Genomic DNA, 18851 nt, shown 5'->3' on the forward strand with positions numbered 1-18851 from the left:
GTTTGGAATTAAACGCCGAGTGCGGACGATTCCAAATGCACGACTGCACGCCAGAACACCCATGTTATCGACCGGCGCGAGCTTCATCAGCCCTACACCACCCTTACTTAGAGCCGCATAACCCCACGGTGTTGAACGGTCCAGAGTTTGGCCGCCCCTGCGATAGGGAAAATGACATCTTCAATACGGCCATCCGGATGATCCAACGCGGCCATGGCGATCTCGACAAGCAAACGTTCCTTGCCGTGAACCGCGCCAATATCGGCCGCTATACCTTGAATGACCTTGCGGCATGATCTTGTTCCCAAACGGTGAACCACCTCTAAAAGCAGGTCGATCAGGCCGTCGATCAGCTGTGTCGCGTAGCCCTTAATTGTGAGATGGGAAATCCAACGAAATCAACGGCTGAGCTTTGCCATTAAATATGAGATTTTGCCTTTAATTCTGATATTTTTTCCCTTAAACCTGAGACAGGGTTCACAGACATTTGCGGCAAATATCGATGAATGATGATGGCGAAGACTGCGTTGCTGTTGGTGCTGAAGAGGCGCGCAGGGCCGCGGTGCTGCGCCCTCTTGTTCAGGCATATCTCAATGGGACTGGCAGCCTGGAACGTGGCATCAATGACGCCGTTTGGGAGCTTGGTGTCAGCAGGGCGACGGTCTGGCGTTGGATAAAACGGTTGGCGGAAGAGGGTGGGCGCACCAGCGCTCTGGCTCCGCGGAAACGGGGCCGCCCGACCGGGACGATGTTAATATCCAGCAAAGTCGAAGCGGTAATCGAGGAGCACCTTCGCCGCTATTTCTTGCGCCGGGAGCGTTCGAGCTTGTCGCGCGTCGTGACAGAAATCCGCAGCGCTTGCTGGCAGGAGGGCTTGCAACCGCCGACACGGCGAACGGTTCAGCGTCGTCTGGATGCGATGGATGCCCGCGAAGTTGCGAAGGCACGAGAGGGCGCAAAGGCGGCCCGCCAGAAATTTGCGCCGGTCACAGGTGAGAACAAGGCCAGTATGCCACTGGAGATCGTCCAAATTGATCATACACCGGCGGACATCATTCTTGTCGACGGCTTTGAACGCAAACCAATTGGGCGGCCTTGGGTCACGCTGGCGATCGACGTCGCAACGCGGATGGTGACCGGATATTACACCTCTCTCGAGGCACCTTCGCGTCTGTCAGTGGCGCTTTGCCTGACACAGGCGGTGGCCCTCAAGGAGGAACTTCTTGCGGAATTGGCGTGCGATGTTCCTTGGCCGGCACAGGGCAAACCGCACAGCATCCACGTCGATAACGGTCGCGATTTCCGGTCGCGCGCCTTTCGGTCGGCCTGTGCGGATTGGGGGATCGATCTGGTCTATCGACCGCCAGCAAGTCCTCACTTCGGTGGTCACATCGAACGGTTGATCGGCACCATGATGGGGGCCGTTCACCTGTTGCCGGGAACAACGCAATCCTCGATCGCGGCAAAGGGCGACTATGACGCCGAAAGCAAGGCCACGATGACGTTGAGCGAATTCGATCGCTGGTTTGCTCTGGAAATCTGCCGTTACAACAACAGCATTCATTCAAGTCTTGGCTGCACGCCCGTTGCCAAATGGGAGGCGCTCTCAGAGCAAATGACAGGCGACATCCCCTTCGAGATGGAAGCCTTTCAGGTGAGCTTCCTGCCGAGTGAACTGCGCAAGATCAGGCGTGACGGCATCCATCTGTTCCAGATAAGGTACTGGTCAGATGCCCTTGCAGGCCACATTGGGCGCGGGGATGGAAAGGTGGTCGTTCGCTACGATCCTCGCGATATCTCAATGATCTGGGTCGAACTGGACGATGGCCGGTATGTTGAGGCGCGGTACAGAAACCTGGAAATTCCGCCCGTCTCGCTCTGGGAATATCGCGAAGCGATGAGGAAGGCCCGTGCCCTTGGCAAGTCCGGGTCTAATGAGCTGGTGCTGGCTGAGCTGATCCGACAGCAACGCCAGATCGAAGCTGAAAGCCGGGGCCTGACGAAGGCCGAACGCAGAACCCGTGAAAGAAAAGGGACATTGAAGGGCACGAACTCGGCCGTCTCGACAACCGAAGGGCTGCGCCCGATCGATACGGGTGATACATCGCGCCCATTGTTCAAGGTGGAGAGATGGTGAATTGAGGGCAGGGACAACTGAAGAAGACGGCCGGATCGCCCTCATTCAATCGGATATCTGGATCGGCTTTCCTCGGGCGGAACAGGTGTTGGACCGCTTGCAGGGCATGATCGAAGCGCCACGACAAACCCGTATGCCTGGGCTTCTTGTGCATGGCGCCTCCGGGATCGGAAAGACGATGATTGCCCGAAACCTGTCGCGCAAGTACGCACCAGAATACGATCCGGCGTCGGGCATCACCCGCACACCGCTTCTGCTGTTGCAAGCGCCGCCCGCACCTGATGAACGGCGGTTTTACCTGCACATCCTGGCCGCCGTCGGCGCCCCGGCGACGGCTCTTAGCGCCCGCGCTCAAAATGTGGCTTCCCTCGAAGTCCGTGTCATCGCGCTCTTACGCGACCTTGGCCTGCGGATGATCATGATCGACGAGGTTCACAACCTCTTGGCCGGGACCCACCGCGAACAGCGCCGATTTCTCAATGTCCTGCGGTATCTCAGCAATGAACTCGAGGTGTCACTGGTCTGCCTTGGGGTCAGCGAGGCCGTCGATGCTATTCGCGGTGATATCCAGCTTGCCCGACGGCTGGACGAACATCATCTGCCAACTGGCGCGACGATGCCGAGTTCTCGGACATGATCCAGACCCTTATTGCTGCCATGCCACTGGAAAAGAAGTCCAACCTGAAGGTCAAATCTCTCAAGCAGGTCTTGGCACTGACCGGTGGGGTGACCTCGCGCATCTTCGCTCTGGTCAAGGATCTTTCCATCGACGCCATTATCACAGGCGAGGAATGCATCACCGATGACGCAATCGCAAAATGGACGCCGGTTTGGTCGCGCCATGCGAACCCCCATCGGCGGCTCCAGAAGTCCCGGGTGTGAAGCCGCACCCGCTGCCCAAGACTGTCGCGCCGCTGCCAGACGAGTTGTTGTCAGGTTGGTTGTCTCGGCTGGCGGCGGCCAACTACTGTGATGATGCGGAACTACTGGCTCATCTCAGAATCGATACCGCGCATGGCACCGCCTTGGACTTCAACGTCGACGCGGCTGCGGCGGCGAAGATTGCCAACGCCGCACGGGTTAACCCAGATGTTGTTCGATCTTTGACCTTTCCGGCAATGACGCCACGAGAAGCCTCACTGACGGCTCAGATGCCATTCCAGCATTGCCTGCGATGCTCCAGAGAGGGTCTTTTGCTCAGGCATTGGAGGCGGGCCTGGGCATTTGACTGCCAAGTTTGCGGGACGAGACTTGTGCAGACCCTTGGCAAACTCCGTGAGGAACAAATATCTGGAAAACTGATATACCGAGCGCGCCGCGGGGCAGAGATGCTTGAGTGCGCCGCGCGCTCGCGCGGCCCCAAGCAACTTCGGCGCGCAATGCGCGCAGTCACCTTTGCCATGTCACTCAAAACCTTCCGCGGGGATCCGTCGTTCGCTGTCCAGAACCCCAGATCGGAAGTTAGGCTGTTCTGCCTCGCCGCAATCGCCGCCGCTCGATCTCATCCCTTGGCTAAGGCAGCCATCGTCAGCAAAAGCATCGACGACTATGCAAGGGTTGCTCTCTTGCGCGCCTTCGAGAAGGAGCCTCGATTGCTTGCCGCGGTTGATCACATCGCGCAAAGGTGCGCGAGAAACAGGGGCCCCATGACAGCCGTATCTCACAATTAAGGGCAAAAATTGTCGCCAAACGCGTCGCGTCTCAGATTAAAGGGCAACGCGACAGCAGCCTTTGCAGCCGCTATCTGGACTATATCAAGATCCCGCGCGTGGCGCTCGTCGAGACACTCTGTTTCGAGCTGCAGCGTGACCATGTGAAACCCATGCTGTTCCGTCAGCCGCCGATAGGCCCGGTTCAGCAGGTCCGCGGCCTCTGCGGGCTCACCATGGCGGATATGGGCAGAAAATGCGTGTTTGCCGCTGGTCAGCGTCCAGGCATGCACATGGTGAACGTCCAGAACCCCGTCCTGGCCGCGCAGGTCCGTCGTCACAGCCTCGAGATCCGTTCCCTCTGGCGTGCCTTCCATGAGGATGTGGACCGCTTCCTTGATGACGCCGACGGAGGCCCAGAGGAGAACCACCCCGAACGCCATGCCGAGGATCGGGTCAATCGCCAGAAAGCCGGTGAACTCGATCACTAGAGCGGTGACGATGATCAGGAGGCTGCCGACAAAGGTCTGGATGATGTGCCAGAGCGCACCACGGGCATTCAGATCGTCCTTGCTCGATTGCCACATCAGCCCCAGCGAGATCACTTCGGTGACCAGGCCTCCGAAGGCGACCCAGAGCATGGGACCCGTGGCCAGGTGAATCGGATTCCCGAGCCGCATCGCGCCCATCCAGATCACCAGAAGCGCCATACCGAGAAGAAAGCCGCCATTCACCAGTGCCCCGATGATCTCGGCGCGGTACCAGCCGAAACTCCGCGCCGAATCCGCCGGGCGGCGCGCAATGCGCTGCGCGATGATGGCCACCAGAACGCCGCCAACCGCCGACAGGGTGTGAAACGCATCCGACAGGACGGCAATCGAGCCAGTCCAGAGCCCGACGGCCAGTTCAATCACGAAGTAGACGCCGGTGAGCCAGGCCGAAATCACAAGGGCCTTGCCGGAACTCGGCATATGCCCGGCGTGGGAATGACTGGCCATATCAGCTCTCCTTCCGTTTCGTACCGGTCTTTCGCGTCGCGGCGAAGAGAACCGACAGGCCGGTAAAGCCACCCAGCGCAAGTGCGGTCCATGTGGCAGTGCGGGCATCGCCGTTCATCGCCTGGCTGCCCATGTGAGCGAGCAAGAAACTCGCTGGAATAATCCCGGCCATCGTGGCCAGCGCGAACCTCCAAAGATGCAGCTTGCTCAGACCTGCGGCGTAACTGATCATATCGAAGGACAGAAACGGCAGCAGGCGACTGCCGAAGACCAGGAAGGTCAGAGTGTTCTGGGACCCGAACAGGCCTGCGTTAATCTTCTGACCGAGATGACGCTCAACGAAGGGACGACCCAAGCCGCGGGCCAGACCAAAGGCGGCAAGCGCACCGAGTTCCGCACCTAGAACGACGAAGAGCGTCCCGTACGTGTGTCCATAAGCCGCTCCGGCGGCGAGTGCGATTGGCGCCGAGGGCAGGGGGCTTGCGACAATAGCGATTGTCATGAGCGCCACGATGACAATTGGTCCGGCAAGACCTGCCGCCTCGATCCAGCGGTCAATTTCCGCGCGATCCGGCAGGCGAATGTCAACGCCAAGGACGTCCGGGAAGGCCAATGCGACGACTCCCATCAGGAACACCGCCATAAGAAGGATGCGCATCATCATGGATCAAAACACGGCATAGAGCAGAACGAAGAACGTCGCTGCCAAAAGGTCAAAGGCCACGCAGAATGGAATATACCAGTTCGGAATCCGGGCGAGACGATAAGAATTGTGGTGTGACATGTCCCAAAGGGCGTGAAGGGCCAAGCCCAAGGGGAAGAAGGCCCACTGCCATATCAGCCCCAGGAACGCTGCTAAGCCGAACAAAAGGGCGACCGCGAGCTCTGCCCAGAACACGCGCGCTCTGCCGTCCGCAGCGCCAAAGCCGATATAGGCACCGCCAATCAAAGCAAGCGTGATCGAAGCAAGAGCTATCGAGCTTTGCTCATCCAAAAAAAGGTGAGCCGGCAATGTGAGAACGACAAGCAACACGCCAACCCATACGGGAGATTTCAAGATATCCCCGTGTCGATGGTGCGATACGTGATCGCCTGTCTTTTCGAAAATCTGTGCCATGGCTTTGTACCTAGGGATTCCAGCAACTGGAAGGTCAAGGGCTATTCATCCACGCGCGCAACGCAGCGCTCACTCAACCGTTCCACGGTGAGGTCAAAGGACCGATATCAGGACGTATTTGACGCTGACGCCAAGCTCATGTCCGACGCGCGTGGCGATTTTCAGTCATCTTTCGCCTTCTGCCAGACTTGCTGGCAGGCTGAGTAAAGAAACGTCGCTGACCAGGTCAGCAACATGAAGCCCAAAAGCGATTGCAGCATCAGCAATAGTCGAAAGGGCCCGACCACCTCTATGGACGAATAGCCAAGGGTCGAGAACGAGATGCCCGTAACATAGAGAACATCCTGAAACATCGGAGGGCTGTTGCTGAACGATTGCGGCAGAACGCTTGCCACCACCATCGTGTTGAACACGGCGAGCGTCACAAGTTCCAAGACATGCAGCAACAGCAACGTGGAAAACGTCAGGATGATCCGAAAGCCGGAGCCATCCGACCGCTGCGGGGAAAACTTCAGAATGCCCGACAACGCATAATGATGGACAATTCCCATCACGATCGCCGCGCATATTCCGACAAACATAGCCATCAACTCGGTCATACACCCAAACCCGTCTTCCTGTTCAAACAGGTCAATTTGACCATACATCAGGCTTTTAGCACAACGGGACCAATTGATTCTTCACTGGTCAGGCCAACGCGGGGGGCAACCCGTTCAGGGCGACATCCACCGGAACGGTCGGCAAGTTCGATGCGATCCAGCCAGGCCCTTCGCCTGATCCCAACATCCCTTCCGAGATATCGGCGTAGCCCGAATAACCAGCTTGTCTCAACGCTCGAAGCAGCGATGCGGAGCGTCCGCCAGTGGCGCAGATCAGTCCAACAGTGCGATCACCGCTCAGTTCCTTGGCCCTGAACAATCGGTCCGGAAAACCGGACGCGTGCATGCTTATCGGCCATACACCAGCACCTACGCCGGTTTCTTGCCACTCTTTGTGCGTTCTGACATCGATGATCCGCGCCGTATCCGATAGAAGCGCGTCAAAGGCATTCTCTGCCGACCAGACAGATCGGCTCTGCGCCAACAGCGGTGACGCCGCGACGGTCAGCACCGTCATATGAGCACCCAGAACGAAACGGCGCCGGTTCAAATCAAGAGCCATATTCGAAAACCTCATCCTTTGATCGGTTGCGATCCCAAAGGTCACATAACATACGCGCGACGCTACCCGGGAGCACGACACGGTGCAGGCACAGATTTGTATCCATCTGTAGCAAGGGACTGACCTGATACAAACGGCTACAATTCTGCCCATGAAACAGAATGCAACGATGATCTAGGAAGGACGCCATGGGACCGCCACCTCATATCCTTATCGTGGACGACCACGCTCAGATACGCGAAAGCGTCGCGCGCTTCCTGGAGAAGAACGGAATGCGCACGACCGTCGCCAGGGATGCCGTGGAGATGGATGCCAAGCTGGCCACTGGTCACTTCGACCTCCTCGTGCTCGATGTCATGATGCCGGGCGAGGACGGTTTGTCGGTTTGCCGCAGACTTGCGCCAGAGGGTGATCTTCCGATCATCATGCTGACGGCGCTTGGTGAGGAAACGGATCGGATCGTGGGTCTGGAAATCGGTGCGGACGATTATCTCGCCAAGCCGTTCAATCCACGAGAACTGCTCGCCCGCATCAAGTCGGTTCTTCGGAGAAGCAACCGCGACGAACCTGTGGCCGGAAGCCTCGCTGGGAGGAAAGTCTCTTTTGCGCACTGGATACTGGATACCGACCGGCAGGTGCTGATTGACGAGTCCACCACCGAGACCCCATTGACGACCTCCGAGTTCAAATTGCTGGCGGTCCTGCTGGAACGCGCGAGGATGGTGCTCAGCCGTGACCAGTTGCTTGACCTGACCGCTGGTCGGACGGCAGGCCCGATGGATCGCACCATCGACAATCAGATCAGCCGTCTCCGCCGCAAAATCGAGCCGGATGTACTTAGGCCCAGTGTCATCAAAACGGTGCGGAACGGCGGATACTGTCTGGCTGCCGATGTCGAGGATGCGCCGTGATGCGCCGTGCGATGAGATCTCTGAGCGGCCAATTGATCCTGCTTGTGGTCGCGGCACTTGTCGTGGCCCAGGTGATCAGCCTGTTCCTGTTCGCCGACGAGCGCAGCCTTGCGATCCGTGCAGCTTTAGGATTCGAGGCCGCGGGTCGCGCAGCGAATGTCGCGCGGTTGATCGAAGAGGCCCCGCTGGATCTGCAGGACTCGATCCTTCGCGCGGCAAATTCGCCTCTGATCCGGTTCGATCTGTCGGACGCTCCGATCGTGGATCACACCGGTCATTCGGACGGCGGCATCGTGGAAGCGCGCATACGCGCCCTGATGGATGACAGCTACAGCCGGGATATTCGCGTTGAATTGCACGAGGTCGAGGGCGAGTTGCGGCCTCTTCCCAATCTCTCGAACGAGATGACAGAAATGCATCTCGCGATGATGCGCGGAGAGTTGACAGCGGTTGAAATGAACCTGTCCATCGCCATCAAGGGAGCGCGTTGGCTGAATGTCGGAACGCGGTTCGAGCGACCGCCGATCCAATGGCCTTTCTATTCGATGCTGACCTTCGGGATTTCCGCCGGACTGCTTCTGGTGGCGATCTTCTGGTTTGTAATGACGCGCCTGACGCGTCCTTTGCGGCACCTGTCGAAGGCCGCGGACCATCTTGGCCGGGGCGAAGATGTGGGCGAATTGGCGGTCACAGGGCCGACCGAGGTCAGAGATCTGACCGTCGCATTCAACCGCATGCAACGACGGCTGACCCGGTTTGTCAGTGATCGTACACGTATGCTCGCAGCCCTTGGCCACGATTTACGCTCGCCGTTGACTGCCATGCGTGTCCGCGCGGAGCTGGTTGACGAAGAAGAGACGCGGGACAGCCTCATCGCATCGGTCGAAGAGATGCAGAGTATGGTCGAAGCGACGCTCACCTTTGCACGCGGCCTTACCGGATCCGAAGGTGCCGAAGTGGTCGATCTGCGCAATTTTCTGGACAGCTTGTGCAGCGATATGGCGGCACACTGCACCTTTGCCCCGAGTGATGATGTTGCCGTGCGGCTTCGACCCAACGCGTTCCGAAGGGCACTGAGGAACTTGCTTGAGAACGCCGTTCGCTACGGTGGTGCCGCAAAAGTCAGCTGGGCGACCCACGGTTCGAACCTCGTACTCAACATCGATGACAATGGGCCCGGCATTCCCGTCGACCAGTTGGAAAAGGTCTTCGATCCGTTCTATCGCCTCGAGCAATCGAGGTCTCTGGAAACGGGCGGTTATGGGCTTGGGCTCTCAATCGCGAGGACAATCGTCCAATCCCATGGCGGCGATATCCAGCTGGTCAATCAGAACAGCGCGGGTTTGCGCGCTGTTGTCACCATCCCGTTGGATGAAACCGAACTGATCGAAGGAGAAACAGATGAAACTGAACGCGTTGATCCTGCCGTTGCTGGCCAGCTTGCCCGCCAGCATGGCGCAGGCTGATGGACCAGGCTCCTGGACGGGGCACATGTGGGGCAGTGGCTATGGCTTTATGGGCGGCTTCATGATGCTCGCCTTCTGGGGTGCGCTGATCGCATTGGTGGTGTTTCTGGTGTTCAGGCTGCGGGACAATGGCACCCGTCCCCCGGACTCGGACGCGCAGGAAGCGCTCAGGCGCCGCTTTGCAAATGGGGAAATCGACGAAGAAGAGTTCCGTCGCCGCAAAGCAACGCTCGACGAATAGACCCCGCCGCGGACGCCAAAGCCGTCCGACGCGACGCCCACCGACGCTGAATAGGAAAGAACGCCATGGTCCCGGAAATTGGTCACTTCGCACTGGCCCTCGCACTGGCGCTTGCGCTTGTTCAGAGTGTTCTACCGATTGCAGGTGCGTCGCGTAGAAATGCCGTCTGGATGAAATCCGCCCAGGCGACGGCAATAGGACAAGTGCTGTTTGTGGCCATCGCCTTCGCAGCGCTGATGCAGGCTTTCATCGTCAGCGATTTTACCGTCAGGAACGTCGTCGAGAACTCCCATTCGCTCAAGCCAATGCTCTACAAGGTGGCCGGGACCTGGGGCAGCCATGAGGGTTCGCTGCTGCTCTGGATCCTGATACTCGCGGTGTTCGGCGCGGGCGTCGCCTGGTTCGGATCGAACATCCCCGCCGAGACCAAGGCGCGCACCTTGTCGGTGCAGGCGTGGATCAGCGTCGGCTTCCTGTCCTTCCTGCTGCTGACGTCGAACCCCTTCGAGCGGGTGTTTCCGCCGCCGCTCGACGGCAATGACCTCAACCCGTTGCTTCAGGACATGGGTCTCGCCATGCACCCGCCGCTCTTGTATTTCGGGTATGTCGGCTTCTCCATCGTGTTTTCCTTTGCCGTTGCGGCTCTTCTGGAAGGGCGCGTCGATCCGGCCTGGGCCAGATGGGTCCGCCCGTGGACATTGGCCGCGTGGGTCAGCCTTACGGCAGGTATCGCTCTTGGATCGTGGTGGGCCTATTATGAACTGGGCTGGGGCGGCTGGTGGTTCTGGGACCCGGTCGAGAACGTGAGCTTCATGCCCTGGCTTCTGGGCACGGCGCTGCTGCATTCCGCCATCGTCACCGAAAAGCGCGACGCGTTCAAAAGCTGGACCATCCTACTTGCCATCCTGACTTTCTCGCTTTCGCTGCTCGGGACGTTCATCGTCCGGTCAGGCCTGCTTACATCCGTGCATGCCTTCGCCGTCGATCCAGAGCGCGGGCTTTACATTCTGGGTCTGCTGGCCGTGTCCATCGGTGGGTCGCTGGCGCTCTACGCCTGGCGGGCGCCCGAAATGGAGCCGGGTGGTCTGTTTCGCCCGATCAGCCGCGAGGCCGGGCTGCTCGTGAACAACCTCATTCTGGCCGCCGCTACGGGAACGGTCCTGTTCGGGACGCTTTATCCACTGATCCTGGAGGCTGTCACCGGGGACAAGATCTCGGTCGGTCCACCTTTCTTCAACGCGGCCTTCATTCCGATGATGCTGGCACTGGTCGTGTTCATGGGTCTTGGTCCATTCCTGTCGTGGAAGCGGGCTGATATCGCCGGTTTGCTCGATCGCATCCAATTCGTGGCCGTGCTGGCGGTCATTGCAGCCTTGGCCGCATGGTATCTTCTGAACGGTGGGCCGATCATGGCCTATCTTGCCATCCTCGGCGCAGCGTGGCTGCTTTTTGCGACCCTGCGGGAATGGGCGCTACGCATCCGTCTGTTCGAGGTTTCCCTTGCAGAGAGCGCGAGACGCGTGCGCAACCTGCCACGCGCCTCTCACGGTATGACGCTTGCCCATGCCGGCGTCGCTGTGTTGATGATGGGGATGATCGGCTCGACCGGATGGAAGAGTGAGGAGATCGTCTTTGCCGCCCCCGGGACCGAAGTCACGATCGCCGGGTTCGACATCACCTTCGAAGGGGCCGCAAAGGTTCAAGGGCCGAACTACATCGCGGATCGCGGCACCCTTGTGGTGCGTCGGGATGGCGAATTGGTCACGACACTTTTCCCGGAACGGCGGTATTACCCGGTCGCGGAAAGCCAGACGACGGAGTCGGCCATCCGCTCCACATTGGCGGGTGATCTCTATACGTCGATTGCAACGCCAGCCTCCGATCAAGTGAACAACGCCGGAGCATGGACCCTTCGGATCCTCTATGAACCGCTCGTCAACCTGATCTGGATCGGCTCGATCCTGCTGGTGATCGGTGGCTGTTTGTCCTTGTCGGATCGCCGTTTGAGGGTCGGGGCGCCGCGCCGTGCCAAACAGCCAGCCACCGATGCCGTTCCTGCCGAGTAGGAGAGAAGATGAAACGTCTCATTGCCGGGCTGCCGTTTATTGCGGCGGTCATATTCGGTGGGTTTTTTCTCTGGGGGCTCAATCCCGACCGGGATCCCAACGAGATCCCTTCCGTCCTGATCTCGCAACCGGCCCCGGCGTTCGACCTCGATCCCGTGCCGGGGTTGGAGACACCCGGCCTGGCCCGAAGCGATCTTGTCGGCAACGAACGACCGGTCGTGGTCAATGTCTTTGCGTCCTGGTGCGTGCCCTGCCGCGCGGAACATGCCGTGTTGACAAGATTTGTCGAACGAGACGGCATGCGGTTGTTCGGAATAAACTACAAAGACAAACCTGAGGATGCCGTGAAGTGGCTCAATGACCTCGGCAATCCCTACGAGCGGATCGGGTCCGACCTGTCGGGCCGGACCGGGATCGAATGGGGCCTGTCGGGCGTGCCGGAAACCTTCATCGTCGATAGCGATGGCACCGTTTTGTTTCGCTATGTCGGGCCGGTCGTGGGTCCGGACGCCGTCGAACGGTTCACGCAAGCCCTGAAGCAGGCAGGCGCACTGCCAAATGGAGCAGGTTCATGAGACAGTTGATTTTCGCGTTTTGCATCGGGCTCCTTCCCTTTGCCGCCAATGCGGTGGAACCGGACGAAATGCTGACCGACCCGGTATTGGAACAGCGTGCGCGGGAGATTTCCAAGGATCTACGATGCGTCGTCTGTCAGAACCAGGACATCGACAGTTCGAACGCGGGTGTGGCGCGGGACTTGCGTCTGCTCGTACGCGAGCGCCTGGTCGTTGGAGACAGCGACGCGGAGGTGATCGAATACATACGGGCGCGGTACGGGGATTACGTGCTGCTGAAACCGCCTCTGGAGCCTGCGACCTACGCGCTTTGGTTCGCTCCGATCGCTTTCGTTCTGATCGGGGTTTTCGTTGGTGGCGGGCTACTGATGAGTCGGCGAAAGCAAGAGGCATTTGAAGACTTGGGCTCGGAGGATGAGAACACCGTGTCCGAAATTCTCAGGCAAAACGAAGCGGGGGATGCGTCATGATCTGGGGTATTTTCGTTCTTTTGACGCTGGTCGCAATCGGAATTGTCCTCTACCCGCTGCTGCTGTCCAAATCGAACACTCTCACCAGAGGGGATGCGGTACCGGCGATCCTCGCCGATCAGATGCGGGAAATCCAACGAGACATGGACCGCGGTTTGATTTCTGAACAGGAAGCTCAAGCGGCCAGACTCGAGATCAAGAAACGGATCCTCGCGACGACCCGCAATTCGGAAGAAAAAGCCGGATCATCCCGTAATGGTGGCAGAGTCACTCTCGTTGTCGCGGCGGTCCTCGCGCCGGTTATTGCCGCGGGCTACTATCTGACGATGGGATCGCCGGAGGTTCCTTCAATGGCCTTCGCTGCCCGTGCAGAGGAGCGGGCACAGACTGATGAAGTGACGGCGCTGGCAATACAACTTCGCGAAAGGCTTGTATCCGATCCGACCGGCGGCCCTAGCGAAGGGTGGATGCTGTTGGGCCAGACCTATCAGCGCATGGGCAGAGCAGCCGATGCCGTCGAAGCCTTCGAAGTCGTTGCCGAACGGGAGGATGCCACCTCCGCGACATTCTCCATGCTGGCAGAGGCTGTCGCGGTTGCCAATGACGGCGTTGTTATTCCACGGGCGAAATTGGCCATTGATCGCGCTTTGGACCTTGACCCATCCAATCCTGCGGCAACCTACTTCGAGTCTCTGTATTACTTTCAGCAAGAAGAGACGCGTAAGGCCTACGATCTGCTTGTTTCACGACTGAATCAGGAAGAGGCTTACGTTCCCTGGATGGAGACCTATGCAGCGCAGATCAACCGGATTGCAGCGGCAGCTGACCTTCCGGTCGTCAATCTACCCAGCGGGCCGACGTCGCAACCAGGCCCGAGTGCCGCAGATGTCGCGGCGGCGTCGGAGATGAATGACGCGGATCGCGCGGAGTTCATCCGATCGATGGTCTCGCGGCTGGCCGAGCGTCTTGAGGATGAACCGGACGATCTGGATGGTTGGATGCGGCTGGCAAATGCCTATACCGTCCTTCAGGAGCCCGATCGCGCCGTTGAGGCCTACCGCAAGGCTGAAGCGCTGTTGGAGCAGCAGCCCGCCAGTGATCCTCGGCGTGCGGCGGTCCGTGCCGCGCTTGAGCGGCTCGGCGGCTGACTACTGCTCGGTGTCCCGGTCGAGCAGGTCACTCCTGTCCGGCAACCTTTGCGGAAACATCCCGACCACTGGCTTGCGCCAAGGCGTTCATCACGTCCTCGGTTTTTAGCAATTCGGACAGCACAATGCCGTTCGGTGCCGATGGTCCGTAGACGGCATTGAAGGGGATGCCGTATCTGCCGAAACTCTCAAGGTAGCGGGAAATGCGCGTGTCCGGGCGTGTCCAATCTGCCTGCATCGCCGTGACTCCAGGCGCTTCAAGCGCGCTCCGGACTGGCTCCCGATCGATGATAAGTGTCTTGTTCGCTTTGCAAGTCAGACACCAGTCAGCGGTCACATCGACAAAAACGACCTCTCCTGCGGACACGCGTTTCGCTATTTCCGAACGATCAAATGCGATCCAAGCCATTGCCAACTGCGGCGTCGAACGCGCAGGTGCTGATTGCTGCAAGAGAGGACCTGCGGCAATGGCCAGGACAAGGCTGGCTATGGCAATAGACCACCTGAATTGGGACTGCACATTCGGGAGAGATAGTATCAGAACGGCGAGACCGGACAACGCCGCGACCGCGATGACAGACGCAAGCCCGGCGACACCGTCGAGCACCCAGAACAGCCACACGGCGGTTGCAAGCAACAAAACCCCCATGACGCTTTTGATGATCAGCATCCATCGACCAGGCTTGGGCATGAATGCGACCAGACGCGGGAACGCGGCGATGACGAGATAGGGCAGGGCGAGGCCGAGCCCGAGGCTCGTAAAGACGATGAGGATGTCCACGCCACGCCCGGCCAAAGCAAAGGCCACCGCGGTGCCGAGGAACGGTGCCGAACAAGGCGTCGCCATGACGGCACCGAACATGCCAGTGAAAAAGTCGGCGGAATACCCGTTGCGTCCTCCGGCCCCTGCAAGCCGCGTCTGCATGCCGTGTGGAAGGGCGAACTCGAACGCTCCGAACAGATTTGCCGAAAAGACGAGCAGGACAGCGATCATCGCCGCAAGAAACAGCGGGCTTTGAAACTGCAAACCCCACCCGACGCTGAGGCCTGCCGTCTGGAGCGCCCAGAGGACGAGCGCCAGACCCCACATGAACGTCATGATGCCGGCGCTGGCAGCGACGAAACCGAACCGGACACGGGTTGTGTCGTGATCGGTGTGTTTGAGCACAGACGACACCTTGATGGACAGCACCGGCAGCACGCAGGGCATCACATTCAGGATCAATCCGCCCAGCAGCGCGATCGCGGCAATCCAGATCAGTTCCATCATGTCCGGTGTCGTGGCGGCCAGTTCAAAGGGTGGTGCTATTCCTTGCGCCACGCGATCCGCGATGATCGTGAAGGCCCGGTTCTCGCCGTCGGTGACGGTAATCGACGGAGCCACTGTCACATCCGTATTCGACGAGAGGATCGGCAAGCGCGCCCAAAGCAAACGATCCTCTTCTCCCAAACGGATATCGGGTTTGCCAAGCGCAACACCCATACCCAGTTCGGGAAACACATCCGGCGACTGGAGTGGTTCATCGACGCGAAGGCTGACGATCAACTCCGTGAGGTCTTCGTCGATGAAGGCATTTGCCTCGCTGACGCCGCTCGTCTTGGCCCCTTCGGGGACGCGCTCGGAAAACGTACCGATCAGCCCAGCCGAAGTGCTGTCGATGACGTTGCCCCGTCCGAGGCGAAGTGACAGGTCAAACTCTTCCGGGACACAGACATTGGAGCACACCAGCAGTTTGACCTGCGCGGAAAGAGTCACAGGTGCGCCGGGATCTTTGAGCGTTATGCGCAGCGGAAAGACGACTTCACCCGCATAACCAAAATTTTCGATGCCGAAGGCGGTGAAGCGCGTCGGGGCGGGCCACATGAATTCGACATCTGCGACGTTTTCGGAACCGCTCCATTCGACCGAAGGCGGTATTCCCACCTCGCCCGCCGACCGCCAATAGGTCTTCCAGTTTTCGTTCAGTTGAAGGTGAAGCCCGGCTGACAGAGTCTGTGTGTTCTCGGGAACGCCGTCCTGTACACTAATGAGATGCGCGGTGAGTGGCGCGCTCTGGTATTCAGCAGAGGTTGCTGCCGCGACACTTCCAGAGACAACGGCCAGGAGCACGAAGGGAATAAGCAAAACCCGTCGCAGGATCAAAAGGCAATCGATCAAGATACCTGCTTCCTTCCCATATTTTCCGCAGATTTCGCCAGGACGGCGGAAATTGCGTCAAAGTCCACCTGTGGCAAAACCCTGACGACCGTCCGCACAGACAATTCGCGCAACGCCAGTCGCAGAAGATGAAAGGGTTCGACACCCATCCGGCAGAAGGTCTGACGCTTGCTTCGTGGACACGATAGCCTTCAGATCTAGGCAGTCTGCAAGGCTTCCCGCGCAACCTCCAAGTAATGTAACCATCAACAGCAATACGAATACCTTTGCTTTCCCTCGCACATCACTGCCTGTTGCGGGCGACGCTAGGAATCACGGAACTTATGGGCTCGGGCGCTTCCTCGATAGTATCGTTTGCCTTGTCGGAATGGCACGATTTCCCCATGAATCTATGCATCACAAGATGCGCTCCAACGCACAACAGGAGCGGGGCGAAAGCCGATGCATTGCCCCACATACCCGCAAGCGTTCCGCCAGCGAGAAAAAAACCGATCACGGGCAACAGCATCACAATGCAACACGCCATCATTCCGTAATGCATGAGCTTGTCTGTAATCGGCTTATTCTTGGGATTTTCGTCGTCCATGACACCCTCTTTGTCTCGTTCCTGGCGTCATTTGCGACCCTCCAGCAGGGTAAGGTCAAGGATACAAATGGATACACTTCTCGCGGCCTTGTCAGGTTGCCTGATGCCGGGTCTCCCGTAAAAGACATGTACAAACCGTAGGCTAGGAGTGTGTCATGACGACATCGCGAAACAACAAGATCAATCGACGAAGCCTGTTGGGGTATGCGGCTGTCGCTTTGGTTGCACCAAGCGTGGTTCGAGCCGAAACCATTCGCCGCAACATTTCTTCTTTCCGAGTTCATGACTGGCAAGACCATTTCGACACGCTCGGCAAAGGGATCATCATCTCAGACACCGTGACGATGGCGCTACAGCACTGGACAGCGGACGGCGAGATGCGGATTTACCCGACATCCGTTCCGCTGACCGACGAACTCACCAAACGCGGTTACACTGAAGTGGTGGAAAAACGCAAAAACCCCAGTTGGGCGCCGACGCCCTCCATGCGGGAACGCAATCCGGAATGGCCGGCACGTATCGAGGGGGGTGATCCGGACAACCCCTTGGGTACTCGCGCACTGTACCTGTCGTGGCAGTACTACCGTATTCACGGGACACAGGACACGCGCAAGATCGGCCGCCGGTCGTCAAACGGCTGCATCGGTTTGTTCAACGAACAGATCGAGGAAGTCTACGAGCGAGCGCCTGTCGGCACTCAAGTCAAACTCATCTGACCCAACGGGCAAGGCGGAAGATACAGGCATGGACAAATTAACTGCGCTGATTGGTGCCGTTTTTGTTATCGGCGGGGGTTTTGCCGTTTGGCAGTTCGTTGGAGCCGAAGATTTAGCGGTTGGCCACTCCATGACGCCACCTGACACAAGCGAGATTGCCGAAGGCGATCCGATCGTCCAGGTCCAGCTGCCTGACGCACTCTCGCAGCAGGCGGCGCTTGGGAAGAACATATTCGAGGCAAAATGTTCCGAGTGTCACGGCGAAAATGCCGCCGGTCGCAACGGTGTTGCGCCGCCTCTCGTGCACAAGATCTACGAACCGAGCCACCATTCGGACATGGCTTTTGTTCTGGCAGCTCAAAACGGCGTCCGTGCACATCACTGGAATTTCGGTAATATGCCTAAGATCGAGGGATTGACCCAAGGAGACGTCAAGATGGTGGCCGCCTATGTCCGCGAATTGCAGCGGGCCAACGGGATCAACTGATGCGTTGGTCGAAGACGAACCGATGGATTCTGTCGGCCGTTTTCGGCCTTTTCCTTGTAGTACTCGGGGTGCCAGAGGCGCCGGTATATCATGGTGAAACGTCGTTGGGGCAGGAATACCATGGTCACGAAGACGCAGGGCCATCGACCGAGGCCTCTGGCCACTGCCATCCAGGCCTCGATTGTTCTGTCCCGGCAGCGTTATTGCTTCAGCCGAACATGGCGTACGAGCCTTCTTTTCTGAAAGCCGTCATGCAAGACGGCGCGATCCAACGAACCGAATTGCGCCCGATCAGCGATCCTCCACCGCCCCGACGGTGGGTCTGATTTCACATCGCTCGAAAAGCAGACCCAAAGAAGGATCGAAGACATGAAAAAGACGACTATCGTAGCGGCAGTGTTGATTGCAGGTACTGCGGTCACGGCATTCGCGCATAGCGGTGCCACCGGCATCGTGAAAGAGCGCATGGATGCCATGCTTGCAATGGGGAAGGCGGTCAAGACCGTGGCCCCGATGATGCGGGGCGAAACGGCCTATGACGCAGAAACAGTGCGCGATGCCGCGCGCCTGTTCCAGCAGCACGCCGGTGAGAGCATGACAAAGCTGTTCCCAGAGGGCACAGGGGGCATGCCCTCGGAAGCCAAGGACGAGGTGTGGACCGACTGGGAGCGCTTCGCGGCATTGGCAAGTCAGCTGGAAGAATACTCTGAGGGCCTGGAACGCGCAGCCGACAATGGATTGGGCGGCATGAGCGGCAATACCTCCATGGATGGCGCCTCGATGATGGGCGGCGGGTCAATGATGGGAGGCGATACAACCATGATGGGCGGGAGCACGATGATGGGCCGAGGCGACATGATGGATGCGGCCGCCATTGCCGAAATGCCCGCCGACGCAGCATTCGCGATGACGACCCAGGTCTGTTCCGCATGCCATGAACGCTTCCGGGCGGAAGAAGACTGACC

22 protein-coding genes are annotated in these 18851 nt (G+C 58.9%); 15 read left to right on the forward strand and 7 right to left on the reverse strand.

All coding sequences use genetic code 11. The features are described from left to right. Positions 1-35 precede the first annotated feature (35 nt). The 5 genes from Q344_RS26230 to Q344_RS25825 all read left to right on the forward strand — a co-directional run bounded on the left by Q344_RS26230 (position 36) and on the right by Q344_RS25825 (position 3807). Positions 36-296, forward strand: coding sequence for a hypothetical protein (locus Q344_RS26230; RefSeq protein WP_156954783.1), 261 nt, complete (start codon positions 36-38; stop codon positions 294-296). 206 nt (positions 297-502) lie between these two features. Next, positions 503-2137 (forward strand): Mu transposase C-terminal domain-containing protein, encoded by a 1635-nt coding sequence (locus Q344_RS24730; protein WP_028288640.1) that lies wholly within the window; start codon positions 503-505, stop codon positions 2135-2137. A 1-nt stretch (position 2138) separates the two neighbouring features. Next, positions 2139-2774, forward strand: coding sequence for a TniB family NTP-binding protein (locus Q344_RS24735; RefSeq protein ID WP_229669260.1), 636 nt, complete (start codon positions 2139-2141; stop codon positions 2772-2774). Next, a complete protein-coding gene (locus Q344_RS26620; protein WP_229669261.1) occupies positions 2771-3019 on the forward strand; it encodes a hypothetical protein in 249 nt (82 codons plus the stop codon). Before Q344_RS24735 ends, Q344_RS26620 begins: the two co-directional genes overlap by 4 nt. Continuing rightward, a complete protein-coding gene (locus Q344_RS25825) occupies positions 2956-3807 on the forward strand; it encodes a TniQ family protein (RefSeq protein WP_207287098.1) in 852 nt (283 codons plus the stop codon). The genes Q344_RS26620 and Q344_RS25825 overlap by 64 nt, the downstream gene beginning before the upstream one ends. Here Q344_RS25825 and Q344_RS0121805 read toward each other — a convergent pair. The 5 genes from Q344_RS0121805 to Q344_RS25830 form a co-directional block, all read right to left on the reverse strand. After that, on the reverse strand, positions 3804-4784 hold the full coding sequence (locus Q344_RS0121805; protein WP_009807478.1) for a cation diffusion facilitator family transporter: 981 nt from the start codon (positions 4782-4784) through the stop codon (positions 3804-3806). The genes Q344_RS25825 and Q344_RS0121805 overlap by 4 nt on opposite strands. 1 nt (position 4785) lies before the next feature. After that, positions 4786-5448: a TVP38/TMEM64 family protein gene (locus tag Q344_RS0121810; protein ID WP_008327266.1), complete on the reverse strand. Its 663-nt coding sequence runs from the start codon at positions 5446-5448 to the stop codon at positions 4786-4788. Between the two features lie 3 nt (positions 5449-5451). Beyond that, entirely contained in the window at positions 5452-5901 is a 450-nt protein-coding gene (locus tag Q344_RS0121815; protein WP_028288641.1) for a DUF6010 family protein, read from the reverse strand. A gap of 161 nt (positions 5902-6062) precedes the next feature. Next, the gene (locus tag Q344_RS0121820) at positions 6063-6500 is read right to left on the reverse strand and encodes an ion channel (RefSeq protein ID WP_222481193.1); all 438 of its coding nucleotides are present in this window, start codon (positions 6498-6500) and stop codon (positions 6063-6065) included. A gap of 88 nt (positions 6501-6588) precedes the next feature. After that, the gene (locus tag Q344_RS25830) at positions 6589-7062 is read right to left on the reverse strand and encodes a rhodanese-like domain-containing protein (protein WP_008327269.1); all 474 of its coding nucleotides are present in this window, start codon (positions 7060-7062) and stop codon (positions 6589-6591) included. Between the two features lie 188 nt (positions 7063-7250). Between Q344_RS25830 and Q344_RS0121825 the strand changes: the two genes are divergently transcribed. From Q344_RS0121825 to ccmI, 7 genes are all read left to right on the forward strand, one after another. Beyond that, positions 7251-7973, forward strand: a complete 723-nt coding sequence (locus tag Q344_RS0121825; RefSeq protein WP_007803380.1) for a response regulator — start codon at positions 7251-7253, stop codon at positions 7971-7973. After that, the gene (locus Q344_RS0121830; protein ID WP_028288642.1) at positions 7973-9439 is read left to right on the forward strand and encodes an ATP-binding protein; all 1467 of its coding nucleotides are present in this window, start codon (positions 7973-7975) and stop codon (positions 9437-9439) included. Before Q344_RS0121825 ends, Q344_RS0121830 begins: the two co-directional genes overlap by 1 nt. Further along, on the forward strand, positions 9375-9680 hold the full coding sequence (locus Q344_RS26625; protein WP_222481198.1) for an SHOCT domain-containing protein: 306 nt from the start codon (positions 9375-9377) through the stop codon (positions 9678-9680). Before Q344_RS0121830 ends, Q344_RS26625 begins: the two co-directional genes overlap by 65 nt. A 65-nt stretch (positions 9681-9745) precedes the next feature. Beyond that, the gene (locus Q344_RS0121840; protein ID WP_012187039.1) at positions 9746-11746 is read left to right on the forward strand and encodes a heme lyase CcmF/NrfE family subunit; all 2001 of its coding nucleotides are present in this window, start codon (positions 9746-9748) and stop codon (positions 11744-11746) included. An 8-nt stretch (positions 11747-11754) separates the two neighbouring features. Beyond that, entirely contained in the window at positions 11755-12321 is a 567-nt protein-coding gene (locus tag Q344_RS0121845; protein ID WP_009807483.1) for a DsbE family thiol:disulfide interchange protein, read from the forward strand. Next, positions 12318-12791: a cytochrome c-type biogenesis protein gene (locus Q344_RS0121850; protein ID WP_009807484.1), complete on the forward strand. Its 474-nt coding sequence runs from the start codon at positions 12318-12320 to the stop codon at positions 12789-12791. The genes Q344_RS0121845 and Q344_RS0121850 overlap by 4 nt, the downstream gene beginning before the upstream one ends. After that, positions 12788-13939, forward strand: a complete 1152-nt coding sequence (gene ccmI, locus Q344_RS0121855) for a c-type cytochrome biogenesis protein CcmI (protein ID WP_008327282.1) — start codon at positions 12788-12790, stop codon at positions 13937-13939. The genes Q344_RS0121850 and ccmI overlap by 4 nt, the downstream gene beginning before the upstream one ends. 28 nt (positions 13940-13967) lie before the next feature. Here the strand turns inward: ccmI and Q344_RS0121860 are convergent, their stop codons facing one another. Together Q344_RS0121860 and Q344_RS0121865 are read right to left on the reverse strand one after the other, a co-directional pair. Next, positions 13968-16097, reverse strand: a complete 2130-nt coding sequence (locus tag Q344_RS0121860) for a protein-disulfide reductase DsbD family protein (protein ID WP_009807485.1) — start codon at positions 16095-16097, stop codon at positions 13968-13970. A 283-nt stretch (positions 16098-16380) separates the two neighbouring features. Then, positions 16381-16683: a DUF2933 domain-containing protein gene (locus tag Q344_RS0121865; RefSeq protein WP_007803398.1), complete on the reverse strand. Its 303-nt coding sequence runs from the start codon at positions 16681-16683 to the stop codon at positions 16381-16383. A 155-nt stretch (positions 16684-16838) separates the two neighbouring features. Here Q344_RS0121865 and Q344_RS25835 point away from each other — a divergent pair, with 155 nt between their 5' ends. The 3 genes from Q344_RS25835 (at position 16839) to Q344_RS0121880 (ending at position 18849) form a co-directional block, all read left to right on the forward strand. Continuing rightward, complete coding sequence (locus Q344_RS25835) at positions 16839-17399, forward strand: L,D-transpeptidase (protein WP_009807486.1); 561 nt, start codon at positions 16839-16841, stop codon at positions 17397-17399. Positions 17400-17427: 28 nt separating this feature from the next. After that, positions 17428-17886: a c-type cytochrome gene (locus Q344_RS0121875; RefSeq protein ID WP_007803401.1), complete on the forward strand. Its 459-nt coding sequence runs from the start codon at positions 17428-17430 to the stop codon at positions 17884-17886. 369 nt (positions 17887-18255) lie between these two features. Beyond that, positions 18256-18849 carry a c-type cytochrome gene (locus Q344_RS0121880; protein ID WP_007803403.1) on the forward strand — a complete coding sequence of 198 codons (594 nt, stop codon included), beginning with the start codon at positions 18256-18258 and terminating at the stop codon, positions 18847-18849. Positions 18850-18851 lie beyond the last annotated feature (2 nt).

Source organism: Pseudooceanicola nanhaiensis DSM 18065, assembly GCF_000688295.1.
Lineage (GTDB): Bacteria > Pseudomonadota > Alphaproteobacteria > Rhodobacterales > Rhodobacteraceae > Pseudooceanicola > Pseudooceanicola nanhaiensis.